At 32.9% G+C, this 23367-nt stretch carries 21 protein-coding genes; 14 read left to right on the top strand and 7 right to left on the bottom strand.

The window, feature by feature from the left end:
* Positions 1-10: 10 nt before the first annotated feature.
* The 4 genes from scpB to H6622_01440 are packed head-to-tail and all read right to left on the bottom strand — an operon-like array spanning position 11 to position 4024.
* Positions 11-1504, bottom strand: a complete 1494-nt coding sequence (scpB, locus tag H6622_01425) for an SMC-Scp complex subunit ScpB (GenBank protein ID MCB9060166.1) — start codon at positions 1502-1504, stop codon at positions 11-13.
* 12 nt (positions 1505-1516) lie between these two features.
* Entirely contained in the window at positions 1517-2365 is an 849-nt protein-coding gene (locus H6622_01430) for a segregation/condensation protein A (protein MCB9060167.1), read from the bottom strand.
* Positions 2366-2377: 12 nt separating this feature from the next.
* Positions 2378-3352: a tryptophan--tRNA ligase gene (trpS, locus tag H6622_01435; GenBank protein ID MCB9060168.1), complete on the bottom strand. Its 975-nt coding sequence runs from the start codon at positions 3350-3352 to the stop codon at positions 2378-2380.
* Between the two features lie 12 nt (positions 3353-3364).
* Positions 3365-4024, bottom strand: a complete 660-nt coding sequence (locus H6622_01440; GenBank protein MCB9060169.1) for a site-2 protease family protein — start codon at positions 4022-4024, stop codon at positions 3365-3367.
* Positions 4025-4114: 90 nt separating this feature from the next.
* Here H6622_01440 and H6622_01445 point away from each other — a divergent pair, with 90 nt between their 5' ends.
* From H6622_01445 to H6622_01455, 3 genes are read left to right on the top strand one after another with little or no spacing between them, the layout of a single operon-like run.
* The gene (locus tag H6622_01445) at positions 4115-4531 is read left to right on the top strand and encodes an NUDIX domain-containing protein (protein MCB9060170.1); all 417 of its coding nucleotides are present in this window, start codon (positions 4115-4117) and stop codon (positions 4529-4531) included.
* Positions 4528-5802, top strand: a complete 1275-nt coding sequence (locus H6622_01450) for a hypothetical protein (protein ID MCB9060171.1) — start codon at positions 4528-4530, stop codon at positions 5800-5802. The genes H6622_01445 and H6622_01450 overlap by 4 nt, the downstream gene beginning before the upstream one ends.
* On the top strand, positions 5786-6817 hold the full coding sequence (locus H6622_01455; GenBank protein MCB9060172.1) for a hypothetical protein: 1032 nt from the start codon (positions 5786-5788) through the stop codon (positions 6815-6817). Before H6622_01450 ends, H6622_01455 begins: the two co-directional genes overlap by 17 nt.
* Here H6622_01455 and H6622_01460 read toward each other — a convergent pair.
* Positions 6804-8999: an Hpt domain-containing protein gene (locus H6622_01460; protein MCB9060173.1), complete on the bottom strand. Its 2196-nt coding sequence runs from the start codon at positions 8997-8999 to the stop codon at positions 6804-6806. The two genes, H6622_01455 and H6622_01460, sit on opposite strands and share 14 nt — an antisense overlap.
* A 185-nt stretch (positions 9000-9184) precedes the next feature.
* On the opposite strand from H6622_01460, the gene H6622_01465 reads away from it, so the two are divergent.
* The 3 genes from H6622_01465 (at position 9185) to H6622_01475 (ending at position 10796) form a co-directional block, all read left to right on the top strand.
* Positions 9185-9400, top strand: a complete 216-nt coding sequence (locus tag H6622_01465) for a hypothetical protein (protein ID MCB9060174.1) — start codon at positions 9185-9187, stop codon at positions 9398-9400.
* A gap of 8 nt (positions 9401-9408) precedes the next feature.
* Positions 9409-9630 (top strand): hypothetical protein, encoded by a 222-nt coding sequence (locus H6622_01470; GenBank protein ID MCB9060175.1) that lies wholly within the window; start codon positions 9409-9411, stop codon positions 9628-9630.
* A 71-nt stretch (positions 9631-9701) separates the two neighbouring features.
* The gene (locus tag H6622_01475) at positions 9702-10796 is read left to right on the top strand and encodes a DegT/DnrJ/EryC1/StrS family aminotransferase (GenBank protein ID MCB9060176.1); all 1095 of its coding nucleotides are present in this window, start codon (positions 9702-9704) and stop codon (positions 10794-10796) included.
* Here H6622_01475 and H6622_01480 read toward each other — a convergent pair.
* Positions 10790-11710: a hypothetical protein gene (locus tag H6622_01480; GenBank protein MCB9060177.1), complete on the bottom strand. Its 921-nt coding sequence runs from the start codon at positions 11708-11710 to the stop codon at positions 10790-10792. The two genes, H6622_01475 and H6622_01480, sit on opposite strands and share 7 nt — an antisense overlap.
* Before the next feature lie 86 nt (positions 11711-11796).
* Positions 11797-12585 (bottom strand): hypothetical protein, encoded by a 789-nt coding sequence (locus H6622_01485; protein MCB9060178.1) that lies wholly within the window; start codon positions 12583-12585, stop codon positions 11797-11799.
* A gap of 328 nt (positions 12586-12913) precedes the next feature.
* On the opposite strand from H6622_01485, the gene trmB reads away from it, so the two are divergent.
* The 8 genes from trmB to H6622_01525 all read left to right on the top strand — a co-directional run bounded on the left by trmB (position 12914) and on the right by H6622_01525 (position 23054).
* Positions 12914-13612 (top strand): tRNA (guanosine(46)-N7)-methyltransferase TrmB, encoded by a 699-nt coding sequence (gene trmB, locus H6622_01490; GenBank protein MCB9060179.1) that lies wholly within the window; start codon positions 12914-12916, stop codon positions 13610-13612.
* A gap of 10 nt (positions 13613-13622) precedes the next feature.
* Positions 13623-15488: a DNA primase gene (gene dnaG, locus H6622_01495; protein MCB9060180.1), complete on the top strand. Its 1866-nt coding sequence runs from the start codon at positions 13623-13625 to the stop codon at positions 15486-15488.
* Positions 15489-15502: 14 nt separating this feature from the next.
* Positions 15503-17251 (top strand): RNA polymerase sigma factor RpoD, encoded by a 1749-nt coding sequence (gene rpoD, locus H6622_01500; GenBank protein ID MCB9060181.1) that lies wholly within the window; start codon positions 15503-15505, stop codon positions 17249-17251.
* Between the two features lie 245 nt (positions 17252-17496).
* Positions 17497-18390, top strand: a complete 894-nt coding sequence (locus H6622_01505; protein MCB9060182.1) for a TauD/TfdA family dioxygenase — start codon at positions 17497-17499, stop codon at positions 18388-18390.
* Complete coding sequence (locus H6622_01510; protein MCB9060183.1) at positions 18372-19133, top strand: phosphocholine cytidylyltransferase family protein; 762 nt, start codon at positions 18372-18374, stop codon at positions 19131-19133. The genes H6622_01505 and H6622_01510 overlap by 19 nt, the downstream gene beginning before the upstream one ends.
* A gap of 20 nt (positions 19134-19153) precedes the next feature.
* Complete coding sequence (aepX, locus tag H6622_01515; protein ID MCB9060184.1) at positions 19154-20767, top strand: phosphoenolpyruvate mutase; 1614 nt, start codon at positions 19154-19156, stop codon at positions 20765-20767.
* Positions 20768-20769: 2 nt separating this feature from the next.
* A complete protein-coding gene (gene aepY / locus H6622_01520; GenBank protein MCB9060185.1) occupies positions 20770-21927 on the top strand; it encodes a phosphonopyruvate decarboxylase in 1158 nt (385 codons plus the stop codon).
* Positions 21924-23054, top strand: a complete 1131-nt coding sequence (locus H6622_01525; GenBank protein ID MCB9060186.1) for a 2-aminoethylphosphonate--pyruvate transaminase — start codon at positions 21924-21926, stop codon at positions 23052-23054. Before aepY ends, H6622_01525 begins: the two co-directional genes overlap by 4 nt.
* Positions 23055-23367 lie beyond the last annotated feature (313 nt).

Raw genomic sequence — 23367 nt, forward strand, 5'->3', positions numbered from 1 at the left:
GTGAAAAATGTTAAGAATTAGGATTTTCTGGATTATCCAAGAAAGACAAATCAATATCTAATTCATCTGCCTGCGCTAGCATTTTAGCTGTAAGAGCATCAATGTCGATTTCTTTTTGTTCTAAAGATTTATCATTTAGGTCTAATTCATCTTTTTCACATTCACTGGCCTGAATTTTGTTGAATGCCTCATCTAGGGCAATCGATAATGCATTTTCTGCATCGGTACTATCTTCAAACAGTTCATCATCTTCAGACATAGATTCATAGGTTTCATCAACCATCTCTTCAATCAAGTCTTCATCAATATCAAATTTGACTGCTTCTCCAGTATCTAAGTCAATCATTTCAAAGTCATCGTCAGTCTCGGGAACATTGAAAGGCCCGGCCAAAAGATCACTGACGACACTAATATCATCGGGAATAGCAAAAAGTGCAGATGAGGCAGCTTCAATATTTTGATATCTTATTTTATCCATTTCAACAAATTCTTCTAAGAGTTGAAAGGCAGATTTAATATTTTCATTCTGATTATTACTTCTTTTTTTCTCTTCTACTTTTAAACTGTTAATAAATGGAGTCTCAGGAATGATTTCATTAATTTGTTCACTAAGTTTATCAAGTTCTTCTAATTCATCGAATTTAAATTTTTCCTTGTCTCCAGCGCAAATAGACTGTATGTCTGAAATTTTTCCAAGTTCATTTTGTTGTGATAACTCAGTCAGTTCATTTTCTGTTGGTAGTCCAGATAAGTCACTTAGATTAAAAACCTCTAAGAACTCTTGAGTTGTACCATAGACAACAGGTCGACCAATATCTTCTGAACGACCGATGACTTTTACAAGTCTTTTATCGATTAAAGACCTCACAATATGGGATGAATCAACTCCTCGAATTTTGTCAACATCACTTCTTGAAATCGGTTGTTTATAAGCAATTATGGCCAAGACTTCTAATGCAGTTGGACTTAAGACTAGAGAATTCACCTTAAAAAGATCTTGTACAAAACTAGAAAAAGTTGGTTTTGTTCTAAAATGATATCCTTCAGCAACTTCCATTAGTCTTATACCATGATGTTTGGCCTCATATTCTTTTTGAAGTCTTTCAATCGATTCTCTAAGAACTCTTAATGGCATCTCTTCGTCTATGATTTTTCTAAGCTGTAAAAGAGAGACTGGCCTGTCACTCATAAAAACAAGAGTTTCAATTGCCCCACTAAGCGTGTCTTCATTTAGCCCTGTTCTTATTTTCCATAGTTTATCTTCTTGATCATTTTCTTCGAATGGTTCAAGTTCTAATTCAAATTCAATGTCATCTTCAGAAGGAATTTCAATATTCTCCTTACCTTCTTCTATTTCTACTTGTGAATTCTCAAGTTTTACCTGAATTGAATATATATTTTCGTCTTTATCTTCATTTAAAATACTTTCAAGTGCTTCGATATTCACTTCAAATTGATCATCTATCAGATCTTCGTTTTCTTCATTATTTTTAATTTCATCCATAATTAACTCATTTTATTGTATTGGAGTAACCACTTCCTGATTGATTAATTCTTCTTGTTCTTCGGTAGTTTCATCCTCTGGTTCAAAGCCATTTGCAGATTCAACATCAAAGTTCTCTAAATTATCGACTAGTTCAACGTAAATCACACCATTTTCTGTGTTTTGAAATATAGATATTTTTTTAAGTCTGGCCAGTTCTAAAAAAGATATAAAGGTAATAACGACATTATCAATTGTCCTTTCTCCGTCTGCCAAGATTACAGTTTCAAAATCGAATTTTTTCCCTTCTTCGAGATATTTTTTAAGAAACTGTAGTTTTTCTTTTATGGAAAGTCGGTCTCTTCTGACAATTGTGTATTTTCTTTTTTCTCTGGCCATAAAATCCAACATGGCCGCTAGGAGTTCGTTGATATCAGTCTGAGTTAAGATAGAATCGACTATTTCTTTACGCTTAACTTTAGGCCTAGTGAAAACGTCATGGCCTCTCTTAGGGAGATTCCATAACTTTTCACCTAACAATTGAAACCTTTGTAGTTGTTCTAGTCTTCGTATTAATTCAGCTTGCGTAGCAAATTTCAATTCATCAGGGCCATCCTCATTATTTTTGAGGATAAGGTCTTCGTCTTCAGTTAGACAATCTTTGGATTTTAAGTGAATTAATGATGCTGCAAGATATAAATATTCTCCAGCAATATCAAAATTAAGATTTTTCATATCATCGAGATATCTTAAATATTGCTGAGTAATTGTAGTAAGATCTAGCTGACGAATATCCATTTCTTCTTTTTGAATCAGAAGGAGGAGTAGGCCTAAGGGGCCATCAAAATGATCTGTTTTTACTTGAATAGAGGTATCTAGCATCTATAAATCCATTTACTTGAACATTATTTTAGAACTTAATTCATCCCAATGTCTCGAAATTTTTCCAGAAACTTTTTTGTTACCCTCTGCAATAATTTCATCGCAATCTCCATCAGATATTGATGACATTTTCTGAGCAATTGGCATTAGTTCTGACTTCATGGCCAGTCCTAGTTTCTGTTTACACTCTCCACAGCTAAGTCCTGCTGAACGGCAAGCGTCATTAATTTCAGAGCAATTTTTAGTGTTATTAAATATTTTGTGATAGTCAAAAACAGAGCAATTTTCTGGATTTCCTGGATTTTCAACTCCACCACGAAGATCATCAGTTTTCATTTTATTAATTTTTTTCTGCAAGCTCTTTTCTGTTTCTTGTAGTGATATTGTATTTCCTTTTGAACTAGACATTTTACTACCATCTATTCCTAATAATTTAGGTACTTTAGTTAGTAATGCCTCTGGCTCAGGAATATCAGTGTTATATAGTCGATTAAATTTTCGAATAATTTCTCTGCCAATTTCAATATGAGTAACTTGATCTTCACCTACCGGAACTTTTTGTCCTTTAACGATAGCGATATCGGTTGCTTGTAAAATGGGGTAAGTGTAGAAACCAAGATTATCAAGTTTTTTTTGTGGATTCATTTTTAAATCTTTCCAACTAGGGGACCTATCGGCCCATCCAGGAGGAGTCATTGTGAGGAAAAACTGATTGAGCTTTAGTATTTCAAAAAAGTCAGACTGGTTATAAATATGACATTTCTCTGGGTCAACGCCAGCAGCAATCCAACCTCTAACATAGGTCCTTCTGGCCTCTCTAATGACAGACAAATTATCATAGTTACTGGTTAAGGCATGCCAGTCTGCAACAAAAAAGAAACAATCATTGTCTTTTTGTAACTCAACCCAATTTTTAATAACACCAACATAATGTCCAATATGCAGCGGCCCCGTTGGCCTCATCCCACTTAAAATTGTACTACCCATTTTCACCTTGTCTTATAAAATCATTAAAAAAGAATTATAGATAAATTGCGCAAAAAAGAAAAAAGGTTGGACAAAATATCCAATAATATCAGTGTACCATATTACGATAAGCATAACAAACCAATATCTAGAAAGTCCTTCATACCTTCTAGCGGTTTCATGATCCATAAACATGGCCAACATTTTTGATCCATCCAGTGGAGGCCAGGGGATAAGATTGAAGGCCGCGATGACAACATTAATACGTATGGCCATGCTAATCATTTGAAGAATTGTTTCGTAATAAGAGAATACTGAGCCAATTTTTTTCTGAATAAAGGCAAGAAGAAAGCTAAAAATAATGACAAGAACAATGTTTGCCAGAGGGCCCGCAAAACTAACCCAAAAAACACCCTTTTTATAATTCTTATAATAACGAGGATCAATAGGAACAGGTTTGGCCCACCCAAACATTACTCCTCCAAGAAGGACTCCAACAAGCGGAAAAATAATAGTACCAATTAAATCAAAGTGCGCTTGTGGATTTAGAGTAAGTCTCCCGGCGTACTTGGCCGTTGGATCACCAAATTTATATGACATCATAGCATGGGCCCATTCATGGCACACGACGGCCAGAAGTAGACCTGGCAAACCTGTAGTTATGTTTAGTAATACATTATTTAAATTATCCATAAGCAAGTACTTCTATCAAAATTATCTAATACTCGCAATCATAACTCAGTACACCATGCAAGTTTTAAGACCCCACGACATAATAAATACATGTCAACCTCTGATAAAATCACACTTAAGGTACAGGTAGTCATCTACCATCCAAAAACTGAAGAATTTCTCATTTTACAAACAAATGAGAGAAGGGGTGGTTTTTGGCAAAATGTAACAGGGAGCGTAGAGTCAAATGAAAACATCTTAGATGCTGCTAGAAGAGAACTTATTGAAGAGACTTCACTTGAAATTGATGACATTAGGATCTTGGATATTGAATTTAAATTTGAAGATCAATGGAAAAGATCAGTGCAAGAGAAATGTTTTCTGGCCAAAGTAAAAAGTAAAGGTGTTTTGCTTGATCCCTTTGAGCATCAGTCTTTTATTTGGAAGAAGAAAAATCAAATATCTAAGGAAACTTATAAGTACTCATCTAATTTTGAATGTTTTTTGAAATCGTTGGAAAGAATATGAGGATTTTGTTTTTTATCATGATTTTTACTCTGGCCAAATTTGGATTAACTCAAGATGAAACTCCTGTTTTGATGGATGATGAGCTTGATAAAATTTCTGTTTCTGAAGATAAGGAAGAAAATACTAAACTTAATATGCAATCTACAAATGAAAATGCACTTGAAAAAATTGTAGATGAATCAGCAGTTTTATCTAGTGATGAACAAAATGAATTGGATAGTTTTTTAGAGGAAGCAAAAAGCTCTGAAGGAGACTTTATAAAGGGGGATAAGGAATTACTGTTAGGAGAAAATGAAAAAGATATTTCAGAACTTCTTGATAGTAAAGAATTAAATCATAGAGAGGCCTTAAAAAAAAATTATAAGATTGAAACAGAAATTTTAGATGAAAACACTGTTTTAAAAAAAAGAAAAATGAGAACGATAAGAAAAGGTTTTGAAAAATTTAGAGCTATTGTAAAAAAACGCTCCATTTTGGTTGATCTTGAAACTGGAGAACCTAGAAAAATACTTAAGGATATCATTACTTATGTTAAGCATGTTGATTTATATTCAGGTCGATTTTATATTTTAGATAAAGACGGTACATCAAGATACATCACACATGTCGATAATATCTACAGAGCTAATGAGATAACAAAAATCTTCCCAGAGGTTCAAGACCTATCAAATTACACCAGCAGGCAAAGGTATCAAGATCTAAATAAGACAGAAGTTGATCGTTTTACAGTAAGTAATAAATTAGCATTATTTTTGAATACAACTCAATCTACATTTTACAGTAATTATTTTGATATTGATGAATCAAGAGCAGCAGGTATCAAACTTGAATACCGCGGATATTATAAGTGGAATTTCCCGTTGGTTTATGGAGCATTAATCAATGTTTCGAGGAGTTATGTGATTGAAAGTTTAAAAAGTACCAAGTTGTCTTGGGACACGATTAATTTTGGTCCAGTTATTCGTTTTCCCTACTATGAAAATGATACGGCAATATTCTTTTTGGAACTAAATGCTCAAAAATCAATTTATGGAAATGCAAATTATGAAGAATCATATTCAATTTCTGAAATATCTTTTGGGATAGATTTTGATTTTTCATTTCCTATTACAAAGTTTAATACAGATCAATTAATCAATCTTGGAATTGGTGCGAGACTGAGTAAGACAAGTGTAAATGATGGTCCAGTCGCTTATACATATCCTGCAAACTCAACCCAAAATTTTGAAATTAGTCTTTATGTTGGATTTATGAATGACATTGTATTTTAAATTTTTTTTATTCTTTTTCATTATAACTGAACTCCTTGCAGGAAAAGGTGTTGTTCTTGTTCTAGAGGCCCCACTTCTCATAGCTCCTGATAAAAATGCTACGATCGTCCAATATGTGAGAAAGGGTGATATCATCTATGTTAATTATGAACATTTTCGCGATGGACAAGCTCCTCCTCTTCCTCCGAGTGAAAACCCGACTCTTGATGAGATATATTCAAGTTTTTATAAATCAATTGATCGAAATGGAAATACAGTCTATATTCCTCAGCAATATGTAAAACTTATTTACAAAGATGAAAGAGAATTTGATTCCAATGTATCTCCCTTTAAATATGACCCTACAGACTATCGAATAATTGAGCCCATTTCTGATACATATCCTTTTATTCCTCCCAATGATTATAGAATTATTGCAGGAGTTGGCGTTGGATCCCCTAGAAAGTTTAACTACGATTACCTTACGGAAATCATGAGTCAAAATTATGGTTTTGAGTTTGGAGGGACAGCAGCAATGTTGCAAAATATCAATCTAGATGAAACTGGAAGATTTTATTTTGGAGGAAAGGGGACACTCAAAATGGTAAGGAGTGAAATCATTTTCGATCAAGAATTTTCAGATGCTTCAGAAACTAAATATGAGGTTATCGTTTCTCCGACCATTAGCTATGATGTTTTTCGTAGTAATAAGCTTTTATTAACCTTATATGGAGGGCCATTTATTGGTTTTAATCAAATCACTATCAGCTTAAATGGTACAGACTTATCAGAAGATAGAACATTTTCAGGATATTTTTTCGGAGCAACAATAGGATCATATATCCAATTTTTAAATACGATTGAAAAGGATTTTAGTTTTATTTTAGGTGGAGATGCCTTTATCAATGCTCCTTATACCCTCATATCAGGTAGTGAGGGGGAAAGTGAAGACTGGAATTATGAAAACGATGTTATTTCTAATGGATTTGATGCAAGTTTTCAGATTTATCTTGGGTTTATAGTTAGAACACGCTAAGCACTTTTTTATCTTGAGAGAAAAGATCAATAATCAATTGAGTGTAAGGAAGCTTTATCACAAATTCTGCACCTTCATTTGCAAGAGATTCGACCCAAATCTTGCCATTTAATTTCTCTACTTCACTTTTTACAGCTGAAAGCCCTACTCCTCTGCCTGAAAATACAGATACATTGTATGTACTTGTAAATTGATGTGAGAAAATTTCTTGTATGATTTCATGATCTGGCCTATTCAGCTCACTAATCCCTTCCATTTTGTCTTTAACCTTCTGAACATCAACTCCTCTTCCATCGTCTTTGATTCGAATAATAAGACTATCGTCTTGTATTTTCCATGAAACATCTATTTCACCAAATTCATCTTTTCCAAGCTTGTTTCTCATAGATGGATTTTCAATCCCATGCTCAACAATATTTTTAAAGATATGAACAAAAGAATTAAATACATTTTCATATATTGGTGAGTATATTTTTAGTGAAGGTCCATCATATTTTATTTGTTTTATTTTCTTTCCTAATCGACTAGACATTTCTTTTAGAGTCAATTCGAAAGGTTGAAACATTTCTTGAATAGGGGTCATGACAAAAGTTTCTAAAAACGCCTTTCGTATATATTCATCTCCATGCTCTAATACGTTATTCAAAAAGTTATTAATGACAGACATCGGCATATGCTTATAAGTCTCATCTTCTTCAAAATCTTTACCTAAAATACTACTATGATTTTCAAGAAATCTCTTTTTCCATTCTAAAAAAAGATTTTTAATAGCAATCAGTTCATCAATTCTTATGACTTCATCTTTTTTTCGATCCATTAAAACATCTTCAAAGTTATGAATGTGTGATACTAGATCTGAAAATAAAAAAGAACTAGCGCCCCCCTTTAGAGTATGTAGGATATATTGAATCTCATTAATTTTTATCACATCCTTTTTTTCTATAATTGCATTAATTTTATTGGTAGTATTGTTGATTTCTGACAAGTACTTTGCAACCAATGACTTATTATTTGCAATACGTACAATTCGTTCTGCGTCTTCTTTAATTTTTTCTTCTTTTTTAATTGCTTGAAGTTCCTTTGATTTATCAGAAACAATCATCACTATAGCGATTATTTTTTCTTTTTTATCGTCATATATTGGTCTATAACTCAGTGTAATTGATTTTTCTAAATTTGAATGTTGATAACTAGTCGGTCCTAATATTGCTGCATCTTCAAATTCAAGTTGATTTGAGAAGATGAGATCAAGCCACATATTTATATTCTCAATTTCTAGCTCATCAGTTACTTTTAAAATTTCATGGATAAATTTTCCGGAAGGGTTTTGCTCTAAAAGTTTTATGCAGGTTTGAGAATATGTATTATCGCACTTTCCTTTTTCATCAAATACAATAAAGCCTTCATCTAGAGAATTTATCATCGAGTTGATTGAACCTGAAAAAAGTTTCAATTTGTAGACAGCATTTTCCAACTCTATTTTTTGAGTATTAATTTCTTCTGTTCTTTGTTCGACTCTTTTTTCTAAATCTTCATTTGAACTATGTAGCACATCGTTTAATTTTTTTATTTCATTGCTTTTATTGACTATTTCAACAAATGCATCATCGATCATTTTTCTAAAAATGTACGTAAAAAAAGCCCCTACAACCAATACTGAAAAAGCAGTAATGACTTGATAGATTTTAAAGAAATCATCAGTATAAATATTATCTGGTCTTGGGATGTCAGAGTATTCCCAAATACCCAGAAGTATTGTTAGGAAAATATAGGTTCCTATCCAAAAACTTGAATTATTTTTCCCCAAAAACATCTGTCCGACCATAGATGCAACAATTAACCAATACATATTTGGAGATATAATTCCACCTGAATATATTACACCCAGGTATATCGCAGAAGCTGCCAAGAAAAAAAGAATATTAAGAATAAAAACATAATTTTTGGTATACCTATAGAGAAATATACTCAAAATTGAAAATACCCCACATGAAAAATGACTAATACCTAAAACGTTGGATTCTATTACAAAATAATAAAAACAGGAATAACTGAAATAGATAAAACTTGTAATTGCTGAAATAATGAGAAGCGCTCTGACATTATGAACAGTATCAATATTTCTACCAGTTTTAGGATCTTTTATCGTATATTCAAATACAATTTGATATATCTTTCGCATATGGCCCCATCCCGTTAGTCTTATCGGTTATATGAGTGATTTTATTAAATTATCTGAGTAATATATTCCATTAATTTATTCACGAAATCGTAAACTTATTAAACACTTACAAATAAAAAAATGTTTAAAGTTTCATCAATTAAAGTCGAAGAGCTTAATGAAAAAGAGACACCAGGAGGGTGATTGTGAAAAAATATTACAAAGAGTTTGAAACTGAAGTTCTATTTCAAAAGCTAGGACAAGTTTGGTACGCTTTCACTGAAATCGACAATGAGATTGTATATTCTGGCCTGCCTGAAGGAGTTGATCCTTTAAATACTGAGCTTGAACTATACAGTGTTATTGAAGAACATTTAAAGAAAGTTGCTAAGATTCGTAAATCTCCAGATGCACTTGCATAATAATGTTTATGGGTTCACCTAAATACAAACAAAGAATACCTAGAACCATAAAAATGCAAAACCAAAATATTGGAGTTGATAAACGCAATAAGTCAGTACAGGAAACTGTAAATGACAAAAAAAGAATCGAATCCCTTAGAGAAATTATTGCAAAAAAAATAAGTTCTCCTGAATTAGCAAGAAAAGCTGCGCAAATAATTTCCGAAATGCTCAAAAACTATAAAAAATAAATCTATGCGAACACTGTTTCCTGGCAGTATTATGGTGATATTTCGTTCACTAAATACTGAGGAATTATTTTATGGCCGTAGCTTTTCTTGATTTTGAGAGATTACATCAAAATGAATTTCAAAAACAAGTAATAGATCGTTTTACTGAAATTGTTAAAACGAATGCATTTGTTGAAGGTAAATATAATGCAATGTTTGAGAAAGAATTTGCGAACATGCAAAATACAAAACATTGTCTCTTAGTGGCCAATGGTACAGATGCTCTAGAGATTAGTCTGAAAGTAAGCGGAGTCCAAACAGGAGACAAAGTCGGAGTACCGGGAATCACTTTTTATGCATCAGCTGAAGCAATCGTAAATGTTGGGGCCATACCTGTCTTAATTGATGTTGATCCACTGTCTGGTCTTATTTCACCATCATCTCTTAAAAACGTTTTAGAAAATCACAGACTCAAAGCTGTTATGCCTGTGCATATTTATGGCCTACCAGCGCCTATTGGTGAAATCAAACATATTGTTAAAGATCTCGACATTGCAATTATTGAAGATGGCGCTCAGGCCTGTGGAACAATCCTCGATTCAGGGCCTTGTGGGAGTAGCGGCAATTTAACAACTTTCTCTTTCTATCCGACAAAAAATCTAGCTGCATTTGGAGACGCTGGAGCGATTTTAACGAACGATGATTCAAAAGTTGAAATGATTAAAAGTATACGTAATCACGGCCGTGGTGAACATCCTATTATTGGTAGAAATTCAAGGTGTGATCACTTACAGGCCGCAGTGCTGCATGCAAAACTTGAAACTATAAAAAATGAAAATCAAAAAAGAAAAGAAATTGCGAAAAAATACCATGAGGGACTAAAAAACTTTCCTGTCCATATTCTCCATGACAAATTTATTGAGACATCCTCATGGCATTTATACCCCGTTCGTTTTAATAACAAAGATGAAAAACAAAGAATGCAACAACATCTAAGTCAAAAAGAGATTGGGACAGCTCCCTTTTACGATTTAGCGATGCACCATTTTCCGGCCCTTATGAACTGCGAGGGGGACAAAGAATTTGCGCAACAGTTTGCGGGCACAGTACTTTGTCTACCCATGCATCCACATTTAGAAGATAGAGAAATAGCAGAAGTAATACAGGCCATTAAAGAATTCTATTGATTATATCTAACGATAAAAGTCAAATCAAATACAATTCTTTTTGGTTGCGGATCATTAAATTTCTCAAGGATGAGAGCATTTAGTTTATTCTCTGGATTTGTGTCAATCTCTGATTCAAAAACTTGCCGGGTAATACCTAAAAGTTCATATATTTTTTCGTTCGATTCACTCGGTTCCCAAATATCAAAATAGACTTTCACTTCAGAAATCTGAACGTCCAAAATATCAAAACCCATCAGTTTGATTGTTGCGGCCATATATTGCCATGATTTGGTTCCTGGTAATATTTGCTTTATAACTTCTTCAGCATCAAAAATTTCATCTCCATGATTTAAATCTTTCCCTAAAATAAATTTTTGAAATTCTTCATTATAAAAAATTTGTTTTCCAGTAATTCTGTTATAGATTTTGGCCGTAAATTTTTTAAAGTTCTTCCATTTATCTATCGATGTTGGGCCTGCAAAGTTTTTTGCATGAAGTAGAGATAGAAATATACTGCTTGGAAAACCCTTATTGGGAATTAGGGCAGGAAATTTTTTTAAAGGAATAAAACTTGGAAAAAATAAAAATTCATTTGTATTTAAATCGTAGTACCTCAATTTATGATCTGTAAAAAAATAGATATTTCTTCTGTTATCGTAGACATTCATAAAATGAAATCTCAAACCTTTATCTAAAGACATTGTTTCGATAACTACTCCACCCTCTCTAACATATAATAAAAAATTATTATCCATATAATATGGAGTGAAAGGGTGTATCAGGGAAGGAATAGAATTAATGATTTCCCTTTTTTGACTTGGAGCTAGAGAATCAACATACTCTGTATAAGGTTTTGCATATTCAAAATAATCCAGACAATTTCCCAAAACAAATTGCGGAAAGGCAACTAGAATTATATATATTAACTTCATAACAGCTCCAAAGTTGAATTCTGCACAATATATGAAGTTAAAAAAAAATGAAACATCTATAGGATTGTTAAATAAAATAAATTGCTCTACTCGACAAAATATACAATATTGTAAAATATTTGATCAACTTTTTCAGTCTTAAATTTTTTCTTTATACAGTCACTTAAATCCTTTTCAGTGTTAGAGTGAAACCTTGAGGCCCCATTGGAACGATAAACACCATTGTTTTCAAACATTCCTTGTTGAACAGTTGTATATTGATCTGGAAAAGTAATGCTCGTAACTTCATAATTTTTAATTTTAAATCCCAAAATTTTTATTGCGGCCTGAACATATTGGTTTATTTTCGTTTTAATTGCAGGTTCATGTAAAACGGCTGATAGTATTTCTTGGTCATTTATACTAAAAATATCACTCGAGAGAAGTAACTGAAACTCATCACTATAATACATCTGGACAGCACTGATAAAATTTACAACACTTATATTAAAAGACTTAGGAGAAGTCTTCCACTGGCCATATTTCTGTCCAAAAAACTGTTTAAAATTATAAAGGATAAAAAATATACTACTTGGAAATCCCTCTCCAGGTACCAGTTCAGGAAAACCTTCAAGGGGAATAAATTTTGGAAATCTGACAAACTCTCCAAATCTGTATTGATATTGGAGCTGATGGCGATTAAAAGTATATTTACCTTCGTAAGGATCATAATTGTCTGTAAATTCAAATGGAAGTAGAATTTGATTATCCATATAATAGAATAAAATTCCCATATTCGACGATTGAATTATCATTCCATTATTAAGTTTGAAGTTTCTTGCAGACGGTATGGCATCAAAAATTTTTAATTTTTGTTCATATGTTAGAGAATCCACGAGTTTTATATAGGAAACTGCAGGATTAAAAAAACTTTCACATGAGCAATAAGATCTTTTAAAAGATAGAAACGAAATCAAAATAAATAATATATAAGTAGTTTTCATACAATTCTAATTGGAATATACAGCTTAATCTCAGCAATTGATCAAAAAAGCAATCTCTTGTAAAAAATACCATTTAGCGAACAAATCTAAATCACTGAAACTAAATAACTGAGTTAATTTTCCTAATAATACTAAAAACGATAAAGGATAAGAATCAGTGATTATGTTGACGCATCGAATTTTAAACATTATTCATGCTAATTATTATTTTGAGGAACTTATGGATAAAACCCTATCACAAGATTTTAAGTATACCCACAAATCCCGAAACCCCTACCATGATAAGCTAGAACAATATAAGCATATTGTTATGCGAGATGAAGAGGCCGAGTTATATCAAGGAAAATGGAATGAAGTCATATTTAATCGTGATGCCCCACTTTATTTAGAAATTGGTTCAGGATATGGACATTTTATGGTTGAATTTTGTTCAAAATACCCTGATGTAAATTTCGTTGGTATGGATTATCGATTTAAAAGAAGTTTCGAATTAGCGAGACGTTTAGATAGAAATGTTAATGAAATTTATAATTTTAGATATCTCAGAGCAAAAGGTGAGAGGACTGGCCATATTTTTGGAGAAAATGAACTTGATGGAATTTTTTATTTTTTTCCTGATCCATGGCCAAAGGCCAGACATAACAAAAAGAGACTTTTTAAAAATGAAGTACTCCCTTACCTCCATCGAACATTAAAACCAGAAGGAAAGATCTATATAAAAACAGACCATGATGGGTACGCCGAACAAATGGCAGAAGTTATTGACAATTCTAACCTTTTCAAATTGCAATTTAAAACTCATGATCTTTGGAAAGATGCTCCAGAGCATTTTCTAGCAAGTTTCTCTACTAAATTTGAAAAAATCTTTCTTGCACAGAAAGTAAACATTAAGGCCTTTGAAATATCGGCCATTAAGTAATGGAATTTTAATGGCCTTAAATGACCTAAAAGATATTATAAAACAGATCTCCATTTCTGAAGGAATCTCACGTTATATCGATGTTGAGAAAAAAGGACGTAAGCATATAGCAACTTGTCCTTTTCATGATGATCATGACCCTTCTCTCCAAATTGATGATGATAAATCTCTCTTTATGTGTTTTGTTTGTCAAACTGGAGGAGATCTCATTACATTTGTCGAAAAATTTAAAAATCTAGATTTTGGAGATGCTCTAAAGGATCTTGCTGAGAAGTTTTCAATTCCCTTTGAGGAACATTTTGGTCAAAAAATGCAGTCCCCTCGCCAAGAGATGGCCCAAAAAATACTGCATAAAGCTTCGTTGATTTATAAAAGATATTCAGAAAAAGGAGATCCTGGAACATTTCATAAATTTTTAAAAAATCGCGGACTAAGTGATGAGACCGCACAAAATTTTAAAATTGGCCTAGCTCCAAGTCATAATATTATTTGGAATTATTTGAATTCAATTCCGAATACTGAAAGTAAAGAAAGTGCTTTAAAAATGGCCATTGAGATCGGGTTAATTAGACAGAACAAGGAAAATAAGTCTCACTATGATACTTTTCGAGATAGAATCATTTTTCCGATCTGGGATCATTTTGGCAAAGTAGTAGGATTTGGAGGTCGTGCTTTGCATGATTACCAGAAGGCCAAGTATTTAAATTCATTTGATTCATTTATTTTCAACAAGCGAAATATTGCTTATGGCCTTCATATTGCTAAATCCTCTATACGGCAAAAAGATGCCGTTATTTTGACTGAAGGATATCTTGATACAATTGCTCTTCATCAATATGGTTTTTCAAATTCAGTTGCCATTATGGGTGTTGGTTTAAGTGAGTATATGGCCCAATATTTAATTGGACTAACTAAGAATATTTATATGGCCTTGGATTCTGATAAAGCAGGCCTCATGGCCATGGAAAGAGTAAATCAAATTTTTATGCAAAAAGGCATTCTTCCAAAATATTTAAACTTCACCCCTTTTAAGGATCCGGACGAATATCTGGCGCAGAAAGGGGCGGTGGGAATGTGTGAATTGATTGAAAAGGCAAAAACATTTATCGATAACTCACTTGAAAGATTACTTCCAAATCCTATTCCATCAGTTTCTGATCAGAAAATCTTACTACTTGAGATGGCCTTTGAGATTTTATCGCCATTAAAAGAGCAACTCAGTGCAACAGAACGAGTTGTTCAATTTGCACGTTCACTTGAGATTAGATCTACGCCGGAGATGATTTTGAGTCATTATCGGGAGTATTTAACCAAGAAAACTAGTAAATTGAACGTAAATAATGATAGGCCTCAACGTGAAGAACAAGTAGTTCAGGGCGAAAGAGTAGAAAAAAAGGAATTTAAATCTTTATCAACAGGGGAAAAGCTATTAATTAAACAAATAATACTTCATCCAGATATAATGCAAGGTTCTAGATTTGCAGAAGTACTTGATTTAATCACCAATTTTGAGGTAAAACGATACATTTCGAGTATAGAAAAACTTTACTATGAGGTAGATGAGACAGAGTTCATGAACCTGCTTAAGGGTCTTCACCTTAATAGTGAAACTCCAGCAGAAATCGGAGAGGCCGTTGGAGCGGTGTTGTTTCAATACAGAAAGGAAAAGAGATTCACTGAAGAACAAGAAAAAAAGTTTTTTACTGATTTAATTAAAAGATTGAAGGAAGACTATTTGATTTCACAAAAGAAGGCCCTAAAAGCACAAAGTTCTCTATGTCATACTGAAAGAGAGATGAAACAACTGATGAATGAAATTATTTCCATAGATAAAAAGTTAAATGAACTAAAAACTCAAAAGATAGAAACTCATTAAGAATAGGAGAGAATATGTCGGCGTTGCCTACTTTCTTAGAATCCAAAGAATTTTATAAATTGATCACAAAGGGTAAAGACCAAACTTTCCTAACTCCTGAGGAAATAAATGATGCAATTCCTGCTAGTATTGTTGACGTTCATAGTGTTGATAATATTCTAGAAAAAGTAAAGTCAGCGGGTATTGATATTCAAAACTTTGAATCTGAAGAAGAAGAAGAAGGAATCAGATTAGATGGTACAGAAATTATCGAAGAGACACTTTCTCGAGAAGAAAAAGCTGAGTTAAAATCGGCCTCAACAGATCCTGTCAAACTTTATTTGAAACGAATGGGATCAGTTGCACTTCTCACAAGAGAGGGAGAAGTTGAAATTGCTAAAGAAATTGAAGAAGGAGAAAGGGATATTATTCTTTCTTCGCTGACTTCTACACACGCTCTTAAAGAAATTGTTAAATTGCGTGATAAAATTGAAACTCAAGAAAATCAAGATGAATTTGTTAAAGAACTTGTTCGTGGTCTAGACGATGAATCTACTAAAGATGAGATAAAGAAAACCAAAGATGAGATATATAAAGTTGTTGCTAAAATAGAGAATTTGTTAAATGAGACAGAACAAGAAGATGGTACATTAAAGAAATTCAACACAGATCAAAAATCCATGTTCAAGGATATTTCTGAAACTTTGGCCGATCTGACTTTTAACAGAAAAATTATTAATAGTTTTGTTGAGCCTGTGAAAAAGTATTATCTACAATTTTCAGAATTATATGAACAACAAGAACGAATTTTTAGTTTTTTAGAAGTAGAAAACGAGGATAAATACAAAGTTCTCTATGATAAAATCATGGAGGAAGATTCATTTAAAAGAAAACTGGCCAAAGATCTCTTCACAACTGATGCAAAAATTGAGCAGCTTGTGAGAAACCAAGAAGACATACTCAGAAAGCTAAGAAGACTAAGTCTAGAAGCAGGTATGGAGTTTGAAGATATTGAAAAAGTTTACCTTATTATCTTAAAAGGTGAAGAAAAAGCAGATAGAGCTAAAGCACAGCTTGTTGAGGCCAACCTTAGACTTGTTGTTTCAATTGCAAAAAAATATACAAATAGAGGTCTTCAATTTTTAGATCTTATCCAAGAAGGAAATATTGGTCTTATGAAGGCCGTTGATAAGTTTGAATATCGACGTGGTTATAAATTTTCAACCTATGCGACATGGTGGATTCGTCAAGCAATCACGAGAGCGATTGCTGACCAGGCCAGAACAATTAGAATTCCTGTTCATATGATCGAAACAATTAATAAGATGGTTAGAACTTCCCGTCAATTAATTCAAGAGCTTGGACGAGAACCAACCCCTGAGGAAATTGCTGATCGCATGGAACTTCCAGTAGAAAAAGTAAAAAAAGTTCAAAAAATTTCAAAAGAACCAATCTCTCTTGAAACACCAATCGGAGAGGAAGAAGATTCAAGTTTAGGCGATTTTATAGAAGATAAGAAAATTATCTCTCCGGCCGATGCTGTTATGAGTATCACACTCTCTGAGCAAACAAGAGCTGTTCTCAGAACTCTTACTCCACGTGAGGAAAAGGTTTTAAGAATGCGTTTTGGAATTGGTGAAAAATCTGATCATACCCTAGAAGAAGTCGGGCAAGACTTTTTTGTCACAAGAGAGCGTATCAGACAGATCGAAGCTAAAGCTTTAAGAAAATTACGTCACCCATCTCGATCCAAAATGTTAAAAGCTTATATTGATAACAATTAGAAATGAGTGCCTTTTATAAGGCACTCATTTTTTTTTCTTTCTGACATATCATTATTAATCGAGACAACGATATCCGAAGTTTCTAGTCTATTTCAATAAAAACATTTTTTAAGTCAAGCGTATAAAACTCTACGATTATGACTTTTATCACATTTTTGCTCTCTTAGTTTAAATAAGATAAATATACTGTTCAAATTGAGCTTTTGGATATTACAATACGATCGTATTCAGCAAGGAATAAAATGATGGAACATACCAATAAAGAATTTTTTAAAAAAATTGAAATTGATCAATCTGTTCGCTTAGAGTTAAGAGAAACGCTCAATATAAATAAGTGGACTCCCGCAGCATTAAACTTTTTAGAAAATGTTAAAAGGGAACTGAAAGACAATAGAGCAGTGCTTTTGAATCTGGAAAATGAAAATCATGACTTTTTTAGCTACAAAGAACTTCACCAGTTGAATCCGTTAATCGGCAGTTATTTTGGTAAATTACTTGAACAAAACGAAAATGGTGATCAAGTTATTATGGTTTACGATAGGGATAGAAATTCTTCTATGTGGAATGGTGCTAGATATCATCAAACAAGAGAAGGTGGAAGCATACACACTGACAATGTAAACGTTCCTGAAAAATGGGATTACCTCTACCTATCATGTATTTCACCTGCTCTCGTTGGTGGAGAGAGTATTCTTGTCGATGGAATCAGAGTACATAATGAATTGCAAAAAAATTATCCAAAAGCATTGAAAGTTCTCGAGAACAACTTTATTTGGGAAATGCGTGGAGTCGCTGACAAACTCTACGAAGCACCAATAATTACCTATGACAATGGAATACCGGCCTATAGGCACTTAAGACCTTATATGGAGTCGGCGCACCAAAAAGCAAATACACCATTAACAAATGAACAGTCATATGCAATTGATGTTCTTGACGCTATAACTAATAGTAGTGAGTATCAAGCACATTTTAATCTTAAAAAAGGTGATATTTTAATTGCAAAAGATTCCCAAGTCCTTCATGGTAGAGCATGCTTTTCTGATGACTTGGAGGCCATTTCATTTGAAGATTATCTCCTTGGAAAAGGAAAAGTATTAAAAAGAACAATGGAACGTTTATGGATACAAATCAACTGAATCAAGATTATACTGCAATCGTTCTCGCTGCAGGTTATGGATCAAGAATTAAGGAAATGGTTGATATTCCAAAGTGCTTAATCGAATTAAATGGAAAAACACTTCTTGAGCGAAATTTTGAAATTTGGAAAAACCTCAATATAAAAAAAGTAACACTTGTATTAGGTCACAAAAAAGAAATGATCGAAGATTTAGTTGAAAAATATACTGAACATTTTGAATTTAATTTGTGTGTCAACGAAGACTACTACAACAAAGGCAACACATACTCTCTTATGCTTGGCCTTAAAGATGTAACTGGCCCAAGCCTAATCTTTGATGCAGACCTCGTTTATGATCAAAATATTTTGGAAGAATTTATTTCGGATGATCACAATGACCAAATTCTTGTTGGACCTTCTGATTTGTCAGATATTGAGTGCGCTAAAACATTAACTGATGAGAAAGGTTATGTACGTAAAACTGTTGATAAAAGAGCTGTCTCACAAGAAGAGCTTGAAAAATTTTCTTTTGTCGGAGAGGCCATTGGAATTCTCAAATTTTCAACAGATCAAACATTGAAACTCTACCAAGAAGCTAAGAATTTTTTATCTATTGATAAAAACCTAATTTTAAATTGGGAACATCTGTTAAATGATTACTTAACTCATAATCTCGTTGGTTATCATATGTTAAAATCTGGACGCTGGATCGAAATAGATACTCCAGAAGACTATGAAAATGCTAAGAGAATTTTTCAATAACTCCAAGGAAAGTGATAAAAATGAAAAAGACAACACAACTAAAAAATTTGATACAGAGAAAAAAGATTTCATTTTTGATGGAGGCCCACAGTGGCCTTTCTGCAAAAATAGTTGAAGAGGCCGGTTTTGAAGGAATATGGGGCAGTGGATTGTCTATTAGTGCTGCACAAGGAGTTCGAGATAATAACGAACTTTCTTGGACCCAAGTTTTAGATGTCGTTGAGTATATGAGTGATGTTACAAGTATTCCTATATTACTTGATGGCGATACGGGACATGGAAATTTCAATAATATGAGACGCTTCGTCAAAAAACTTGAACAAAGAGGAATTGCTGGCGTTTGTATAGAAGACAAGATTTTTCCAAAAACAAACAGCTTTTTAAGAGGTGAAAAACAACCTCTGGCCAATATTGACGAGTTTTGTGGAAAAATTAAGGCCGGTTTGGATGTTAGAACTGATGATGATTTTTCTATTGTTGCCAGAGTTGAGGCCTTTATTGCAGGTTGGGGGCTTGAAGAGGCATTAAAAAGGGCCAATGCCTATTATGAAGCAGGAGCAACAGCTATTTTAATGCATAGTAAATTAAGTAAACCAGACGAAATTTTTAGTTTTATGAAAGAGTGGGGAGATAGATGTCCTGTAGTTATAGTACCCACAAAGTTTTACTCAACTCCTACTGAACAGTTTGCTGAACATTCTATTTCTACAGTTATATGGGCCAACCATTTACTCAGATCTTCGATTACGGCCATGCAAAAGACTGCTCAGCAAATATTCAACGATCAATCTCTTATTAATGTTGAGGACAAGGTTGCTTCTGTTCAAGAAATCTTTAGACTTCAAAATGACCAGGAATTAGAAAATGCTGAAAAAGTTTATTTATCCAATACAAATTCCAAAAAGGCCATCATACTTGCTGCTAGCCGTGGAAAGGAATTAGGAAACTTGACACTAGATAAGCCTAAAACACTTATAAAAATCAACGGAGAAACGATATTACATCAACTCGTAAATAAATATCAAAATCATGGTGTCGATGAGGCCGTAGTCATTCGAGGTTATAAAAAAGAAATTTTTCCAGATATTAAGTGTACAACCTACATTGACAATGATGAGTATGAAGAAACTGGTGAGTTGACTTCCCTTTTCAAAGCAAAAGATTATATTTCAGGAGACATCATCATTAGCTATGGTGATATAGCATTTAGAAATTATATTCTTAATGAACTCAATGAAGTCCCTTATGACATTGCCATCGTAGTAGATGGAAATATTTCAAGAAGATCAAAAGAATATTTAGGAGATTATGTCTATTGTACAAATAGTTTCACTAAATCTTATAATCGAGAAAACTCAATGCTTATTGAGTGCAATCTCAATTCGATTAAAAATTTGAAAACAGCGCCACAAGGCGAATGGATAGGTCTCATCAAAGCAAATACCCACGGCTCTAAGGTAATCAAAGAGACTTTAGAGAAGATGAATAAAAATCCTGATTTTAAAACTAAAAAAATGGGCGATCTGTTTAATCATATGATTAGTAAAGATATACAGATCGGAATATGTTACATAGATGGACACTGGCTTGATGTAGATAATATTGAAGATATTGAACAAATGCAGGTTTTTTAACTATGATTTTAGCTTCAGATTTTTTAAGAGAATGTAAAAAAAGAGAGATCACCCTTTTCACAGGAACTCCTTGTTCCTATTTAAAACCTTTTATCAATTCAGTCATTGATGATTCTGAATTAGATTTTGTAGAGGTCACGAATGAAGGCGATGCTGTTGCTATCGCTGCTGGAGCATATTTAGGAAATAGAAAATCTATAATCATGTTTCAAAATTCTGGACTTGGTAATGCTGTCAACCCTCTTACATCTCTGGCATATACAATGAAGGTTCCATTCATTGGGATCGTCACCTTAAGAGGTGAGCCTGATGGCCCATCTGATGAGCCACAACATGATTTAATGGGACAAATCACAACAAAGCTATTAGAAGAAATGGATATTCCTTGGTCCTATTTTCCAACAGAAGAAAATGCGATTTCAAGATACCTTGATGAAGCAGAAAGTTTCTGTGAAAAAATAAATCGTCCCTACTTTTTTGTTATGAAAAAAGATAGTGTAAAAAGCTACGAACTCAAATCTTCTGAATCAAGTGAAGTTCTTATTAATAGACAAGTAAATATTAAATCAACTTGTACTTCAACGAAAAGTTTTACAAGGTCTCAGGCATTAGAGTGCATTATAAAACATACCAAGAATCAATTTCCAGTGATTGCAACTACAGGAAAAACTGGACGTGAGTTATATGAGCTATCTAATTTAGAAAATCACCTCTACATGGTTGGTTCCATGGGTTGTGCTCTACCAATTGGACTTGGAATTGCTCTTAGTAATTGGAAAGAAAAAATCATTGTGATTGATGGTGATGGCGCCTTACTGATGAGACTTGGCAATATGGCACTTGCTGGCCAATTAAATCTTTCAAATATTATTCATATACTCCTTGATAATGGAGTCCATGATTCTACAGGTGGTCAAAAAACATATTCTGAATTAATAGATTTTTGTAAAATTGCCCAGGGCTGTGGTTATGAAAACATAAAAGAAGTTGACCAAATTGAAGATTTTGATTCTAATTTGGCCGAATCAATTCAATTATCTAAACTAACTTTTATACGTTTTCACATTAAAAAAGGTTCTCCTAAAGACCTCGGAAGGCCAACTGAAAGGCCCTTCGAAATCTATCAGAGATTAAAAAATTTTTTGAGTCACCAAAAATGAAACAAACAATCAATAAAAGTATTAAAAGAAATATTTTACTCAATCCAGGGCCTGCAACCACAAGCGAATATGTGAAGAGTTCCTTGGTTGTTGCAGATATTTGTCCACGGGAAAAAGAATTTGGAGATCTCGCACTTGAAATAAAAAAACAAATTTTAAACATATATGATATGCAAAATTTTGAATGTGTACTCCTATCTTCTTCCGGAACAGGGGCCATTGAAAGTGCTCTGAGTACTTGTGTTGATAAAGATCAGTCCGTGCTCATCTTAAGCAATGGTGCCTATGGAAAGAGAATGGGCAGTATATGTCAACGTTTAGAAATAAAACATGAAATATTGGCATTTGCTCATGACGAGGTTATTGATCCGAAAATCTACCAAGACTTTTTGAACAAAAACGCCAAAAACTTTAGAACGGTTGCTTTTGTCCATCACGAAACAACATCTGGGTTATTGAATCCTCTAGAAGAAATCACATCGATTTCTAAAGAGTATGGTTTGAAAGTTTTAGTTGATACAATGTCTTCTTTTGCTGGAATCAATATCGATATAAAAAAAATACCTGCTGATTATTATGTTTTTTCATCTAACAAATGTTTGCATGCTATGCCTGGAGTTGGAATTGTAATCATTCAAAAGAATGAACTAGATGTAATCAAAGGCCATAAAAAAAGAAGTTTCTATTTCGATTTACATGAAAATTTCATTTCTCAGAGCTCTAAAGGCCAGTTTTTATTTACTCCACCTGTACAAATTCTCTACTCCTTAAATTATGCATTAAAAGAATTTGAATCTTTAGGAGGAGTTAAGGCGAGGGCATTACAGTATGGAGACTTATATAATACTCTCATCGAAGGCATGATTGAACTTGGTTTTAAATATTTAGGTGATAAAAAAAATCATTCCAAAGTGTTAACTTCATTTTACGAACCTAATCATAAAAATTATGTTTTTGAAGAAATGCATGATTATTTATATAAAAATAATTTCACTATATATCCTGGAAAAATTGAAAATCAACAGACTTTTAGACTCTCTACTATTGGAGATCTAAATCAAAACGATATCGTCGAGTTTTTAAAAACATTAAACTCTTACCTTAAGGATAAAGCTATCGCTCTATAAGTTTTAAAAGCGTGAAACATAATTTCTTAAAAATACATGAAATAAAGGCCAGGCCTTAATTAAAATTATACTTTCCTTATTAAGCAAATTATAGATCTCAAAGCTGTTCAATTCTCATTTTCGATTTGCTCTTGCAGCATCCTTTTGAGCATGAAATAAATTTTACCTCTGGCCCTTTTGCGCATATAATTGTACCGAAATTATTGGGATAGTTTACAAAGGGCCAGTATTGAGAGAGTCTAGAAGGGATCAGACTATTTTAAAATATTGGCCTGTATTGACTTAGATGACATTAGTCATCAATTTAGTTTTA

It is taken from the genome of Halobacteriovoraceae bacterium (assembly GCA_020635115.1).
Classification (GTDB): domain Bacteria; phylum Bdellovibrionota; class Bacteriovoracia; order Bacteriovoracales; family Bacteriovoracaceae; genus JACKAK01.

Excerpts from the sequence above, each read along its gene's own strand:
- H6622_01510 (MCB9060183.1), top strand. The coding sequence starts at position 18,372 with ATGGATACAAATCAACTGAATCAAGATTATACTGCAATCGTTCTCGCT.
- trpS (MCB9060168.1), bottom strand. The coding sequence starts at position 3,352 with ATGGGTAGTACAATTTTAAGTGGGATGAGGCCAACGGGGCCGCTGCAT.
- aepX (MCB9060184.1), top strand. The coding sequence starts at position 19,154 with ATGAAAAAGACAACACAACTAAAAAATTTGATACAGAGAAAAAAGATT.
- rpoD (MCB9060181.1), top strand. The coding sequence starts at position 15,503 with ATGTCGGCGTTGCCTACTTTCTTAGAATCCAAAGAATTTTATAAATTG.
- H6622_01505 (MCB9060182.1), top strand. The coding sequence starts at position 17,497 with ATGGAACATACCAATAAAGAATTTTTTAAAAAAATTGAAATTGATCAA.
- H6622_01440 (MCB9060169.1), bottom strand. The coding sequence starts at position 4,024 with ATGGATAATTTAAATAATGTATTACTAAACATAACTACAGGTTTGCCA.
- H6622_01450 (MCB9060171.1), top strand. The coding sequence starts at position 4,528 with ATGAGGATTTTGTTTTTTATCATGATTTTTACTCTGGCCAAATTTGGA.
- aepY (MCB9060185.1), top strand. The coding sequence starts at position 20,770 with ATGATTTTAGCTTCAGATTTTTTAAGAGAATGTAAAAAAAGAGAGATC.
- H6622_01470 (MCB9060175.1), top strand. The coding sequence starts at position 9,409 with ATGGGTTCACCTAAATACAAACAAAGAATACCTAGAACCATAAAAATG.
- H6622_01430 (MCB9060167.1), bottom strand. The coding sequence starts at position 2,365 with ATGCTAGATACCTCTATTCAAGTAAAAACAGATCATTTTGATGGCCCC.
- dnaG (MCB9060180.1), top strand. The coding sequence starts at position 13,623 with ATGGCCTTAAATGACCTAAAAGATATTATAAAACAGATCTCCATTTCT.
- scpB (MCB9060166.1), bottom strand. The coding sequence starts at position 1,504 with ATGGATGAAATTAAAAATAATGAAGAAAACGAAGATCTGATAGATGAT.
- H6622_01455 (MCB9060172.1), top strand. The coding sequence starts at position 5,786 with ATGACATTGTATTTTAAATTTTTTTTATTCTTTTTCATTATAACTGAA.
- H6622_01480 (MCB9060177.1), bottom strand. The coding sequence starts at position 11,710 with ATGAAGTTAATATATATAATTCTAGTTGCCTTTCCGCAATTTGTTTTG.
- H6622_01525 (MCB9060186.1), top strand. The coding sequence starts at position 21,924 with ATGAAACAAACAATCAATAAAAGTATTAAAAGAAATATTTTACTCAAT.
- H6622_01475 (MCB9060176.1), top strand. The coding sequence starts at position 9,702 with ATGGCCGTAGCTTTTCTTGATTTTGAGAGATTACATCAAAATGAATTT.
- trmB (MCB9060179.1), top strand. The coding sequence starts at position 12,914 with ATGGATAAAACCCTATCACAAGATTTTAAGTATACCCACAAATCCCGA.
- H6622_01460 (MCB9060173.1), bottom strand. The coding sequence starts at position 8,999 with ATGCGAAAGATATATCAAATTGTATTTGAATATACGATAAAAGATCCT.
- H6622_01445 (MCB9060170.1), top strand. The coding sequence starts at position 4,115 with ATGTCAACCTCTGATAAAATCACACTTAAGGTACAGGTAGTCATCTAC.